The organism is Acidovorax sp. HMWF029 (genome assembly GCF_003060895.1).
Taxonomy (GTDB): domain Bacteria; phylum Pseudomonadota; class Gammaproteobacteria; order Burkholderiales; family Burkholderiaceae_C; genus Acidovorax.
Window position 1 is genome coordinate 7,431 of sequence record NZ_QAIH01000271.1, and the last position, 4,236, is coordinate 11,666.

The 4,236-nt window shown below is 62.5% G+C and carries 3 protein-coding genes; all 3 read right to left on the reverse strand.

Translation table 11 applies throughout. From position 1 onward, the window contains the following. Nucleotides 1-1,598: polyhydroxyalkanoate depolymerase (locus tag DBR12_RS19025; protein WP_158275020.1), on the reverse strand; the 1,598-nt coding region annotated here is incomplete at its 3' end. Between the two features lie 160 nt (nt 1,599-1,758). Then, entirely contained in the window at nt 1,759-2,844 is a 1,086-nt protein-coding gene (locus tag DBR12_RS19030) for a GTP pyrophosphokinase family protein (protein ID WP_108618681.1), read from the reverse strand. A gap of 351 nt (nt 2,845-3,195) precedes the next feature. Then, the coding region (gene dusA / locus DBR12_RS19040; protein WP_255575929.1) for a tRNA dihydrouridine(20/20a) synthase DusA at nt 3,196-4,236 on the reverse strand (1,041 nt) is incomplete at its 5' end.

Below are 4,236 nucleotides of genomic sequence, written 5' to 3' on the forward strand. Positions count from 1 at the left end.
TTGCGCGCCTTGCTGCTGCGGCTGGCGCTGCGGGCAGGGGCTGCCGTGACTGCAGTTGCCTTGGCTGCGCCGAGGTCGGCGGGCGCCTGCTCTGCCGCGCCGGTCGGCTTGGTAGCACCCTCTGACTTGACCCAGCGCGTGACCACCACGTCGGAGGGTTTGCTGGTTGTAGCGGCCGCTGCGCCAGAGCGCGTGGCCGAAGGAGCTGGCTTGGCCGCCTTTGTCGCCGGTTTTGGTTGAGGGGCAGCCTTGGGTTTTGCGGAGGGTGCCGCTATAGCTGACGTTGTGACCTTGGCAACAGCTGCAGCGGTCGACAAGCCCACCTGGGTGCGAGGCAGTTCGTGTTCCAAAATGAACTCGCGCACCTTCGGGTACACCAGATCACGCCAGCGGCGGCCACTGAAGATGCCATAGTGTCCTGCCCCCTTGGCTTCGAGGTGGCGTTGTTCCTTGCGCACGATACCGCTGCACAGGTCGTGGGCGGCTTCGGTCTGGCCCGAGCCAGAGATATCGTCCAGTTCACCCTCTACGGTGAACAGGGCGGTGGTGGTGATGTCTTGCGGGCGCACGCGCTCGATCTTGCCTGAGGGCGAGCGCACATCCCAGGTGCCGTTGACCAGCTTGTAGTCCTGGAACACCGTCTGGATGGTTTCCAGGTAGTAGTCAGCGTCCATGTCCAGCACGGCGTTGTACTCGTCGTAGAACTTGCGGTGGGCTTCGGCACTGGCGTCGTCGCCCTTGATCAGATCCTTGAAGTAGTCGTAGTGGCTGCTGGCGTGGCGGTCGGGGTTCATCGCCACAAATCCGGTGTATTGCAGGAAGCCTGGGTACACGCGGCGGCCAGCCCCAGGGAACTTGTCGGGCACCCGATAGATGACGTTGTTTTCGAACCACTCATAGCTGCGGTTCGTGGCCAGATTGTTCACAGCGGTAGGTGACTTGCGGGCATCGATGGGGCCTCCCATCATGGTCATGGTCAGCGGCGTCTTTTCGCCACGGCTGGCCATCAGCGAGACGGCTGCGAGCACCGGCACGGTGGGCTGGCACACGCTGATCACATGGCAGTTGCCGTACTGGCCCTGCAGATGGCGGATGAACTCCTGCACGTAGTTCACGTAGTCGTCGAGGTGGAACTCCCCGTCGGCCAGTGGCACCAGGCGGGCGTTTTTCCAGTCGGTGATGTAGACCTTATGGTCCTTGAGCATGGTGCGTACGGTATCGCGCAGCAAGGTGGCGTAGTGGCCCGACAGCGGCGCTACGATCAGCACCACGGGTTGGCCCTTGAGCTTGGTCAGCGTGGCAGGGTCGTCCGAAAAGCGCTTGAAGCGGCGCAGCTCGCAGAACGGTTTATTGACCTCGATGCGCTCATGGATGGCGACACCGATGCCGTTCACGTCCACTGTGTGGATGTCAAACGCAGGCTTCTCGTAATCCTTGCCCAGGCGATAAAGCAGGTCATAGCCAGCTGCCATGCGCTGGGCTGCCGAGGTCTGGCTCAAGGGAGACACCGGGTTGCTGAACAACTTGGAAGCTGCCTGCGCAAAGTCTGTAAAGGGCTCCATCAGGGAGCGCTGGGTTTCGTAGATGTGGTACAGCATGGGGCGAAACTCCGATTTGTTGCAGTGCAATATAGCAGCACTTGGTAACAAGCACATGGAGTAAAACCACCAATGCCAAGTCACCTATGCGACATTGCGGAAAGTCAGGCCGCTAGGCTTGCGCAAGGCCCGAAATGCACCATGGCGCCACCCAGGCAGCTTAATGTGGCCGGGTTTCGGAGTTGTCGTTCAGCCAAGCCTCGAACGCTTCGCGCGCCGAATTGCGCAGTGCGGGGCGGAAGGCGGCCTTGTTGCTCAGGTACAGGCAGTGCCGCATCACCGTGTAGGGGTTGAAGCTTCCCTGGGAGGGCTGCTCCTCGAAGTGCTGCTTGTAGCGCTTGACCACGCCAATGGTCTCGCGCATCAAAGTGTTGAAGCGCGAGCGTGTCATGCGCGGCGACCATGCCTGGATATCGTCCACAAAACTATCGACCTTGGAGGGCTCGAACTCGAAGTCCTTGAAGAAATGCGTGGCGATCTTGAGGAATGTGAAGGCGTTTAGTTCACTGCTGCCCCCTGCCGCCTTGTGGGTGGCCAACGCGTCTGCGGGGACGCCAAGGGTGGGATCGGCGGTTTCGTCGGGGGCCTGCAGCAGTTCGGCGGCTGTGGCGTCGCGGATCTGGCGAAACTCGCGGTCAGCCAGCTCGAACAGGGCGGACAGCACGTTGATGCGCCGTTTGAGTTCTCCCGGAATCGACTTCTTGTATTTGATGCGGTGGTCCAGCACGCTCCAGGAGTCTTGGATGATGGTGCGCACCTGCAACTCGAAAGGCAGCTGGGCATAGGCTGCATGCGTGGCCTGGGTGCGCTGCGCGCTGCCGAGCTTCAGGTCCAGATGCAGCCCCTTGTAGCCGAACGAGGCCTCCGTGCTTTCTACCGCCGTCACCTTGTCGGTGACATCAATCACGGCAAAGTGCCCGCGCACGATGGCTGCGATCTTCTCCAGCTCGTCCTCGTAGAGGCAGACCACCCGCACTCCGACCAGGTCGGTGATGTAGTGCTGGATTTCATACGGCGTGTTGTTCTCCTCCAGCGTCGGGCGGTATTTGCGCACGAACTTGCGGATGCACTCGTCCACATCTTTGACACGGCCCTCCACCTTGGCAATCTCTACCCCGCCCGCCTGCGTGACCACGGCTGCCACCAGGGCGGTGAAGGCTGCGCAGGCGGTCTCCAGCCCTGTGAACTGCTCTGCGTAAAACGCACGGAAGTGGGATTCCTCTTGGTCGAAGTCAAGCGATGCCATGCCGGTTCTTTGTGGTTTGCGAAGGTGGTGAGAGCGCCGTATCCGGGTCCGTCTAACGTGGTGGGGCGTGCGTGGCGTGAGCATATCCAGCCCTGAACGCCCAGCGTTACCCCGGCGCGGAGAGTGTCCTCCCAAAATGCGGCTTTTCTGTGCCAGACAAATGCCCGACAAATGCCTGATAAAGTGCCCAGCGCCCACTGTGGTGGCCGCTCAATCCGCCACTATGGCCCAGCGCTCATGATCGCACCAGCTGCCATTCATCTTTAGATGGCGGGGCGAAAACCCTCCTGTCGCATCCCGCACACGCTTGGGGCGCGGGTTCCGTCCGAACACCATTGCCGCAGGGCGGTGTCAGGCCGCGAATGCTGGGTGCTCCTGACCTGCAGAAGTCTCGGGCGCTGTGGCATACGCTTGCACCGCCAGCGCATGCACCTCGCGCGCAGGGCGGTCTTTGAGCAAATGGTTGCTCCACACCTGGCGCCAGATGCGGGCGCCGGGCAGGCTGTGGCGCAGACCCAGCATGTGCCGGGCGATGTGGGGCCAGGGCGTACCGTGCTGGGCGGCCTCGCGTTCCATGTACTCGACCATGGCCAGTTCCACCTCTTCACGGGTCAGGGTGCCGGGCACACCACCTTGTTCGCCGTAGTAGAGCTGGTCCCAGCGGGCCAGCCACCAGGGGTTGTGGTAGGCCTCGCGACCGATCATCACGCCGTCCAGGTGCGCAAGCTGTTCCTGCACCACCGCATCGGTGGTGATGCCGCCGTTGATGGCGATGGTGAACTGCGGAAACTCGGCCTTGAGGCGGTGCACCACCTCGTAGCGCAGGGGGGGGATGTCACGGTTTTCCTTAGGGCTCAGGCCCTGCAGCCATGCATTTCGAGCATGCACGATGAACACGGTGCAGCCCGCATCGGCCACGGTGCCGATGAAGTCGCGCACAAAGCCGTAGTCCTCCACCTTGTCGATGCCAATGCGGTGCTTCACGGTAACGGGCACGCTGACTACGTCTTTCATGGCCTTGACACAGTCGGCCACCAGCGGGGGGGCCTTCATGAGGCTGGCGCCAAATGCACCACGCTGCACCCTGTCGCTGGGGCAACCACAGTTGAGGTTGACCTCGTCATAGCCCCATTGCTCGCCCAGCCGCGCGGCCTGGGCCAGCTTGTCGGGCTCGTTGCCACCCAACTGCAGCGCCACGGGGTGCTCTTCAGCGTTGAAGCGCAGGTGGCGCTCGGTGCCCCCATACAGGATGCCGCCTGCGTTCACCATTTCGGTGTAGAGCAGGGTCTGGCGGGTCAGCAGCCGGTGAAAAAAACGGCAGTGGCGGTCCGTCCAATCCATCATCGGGGCAACGGACATGCGCCAGGGGCTGTGGGGCGGAGAGGGGGGAGC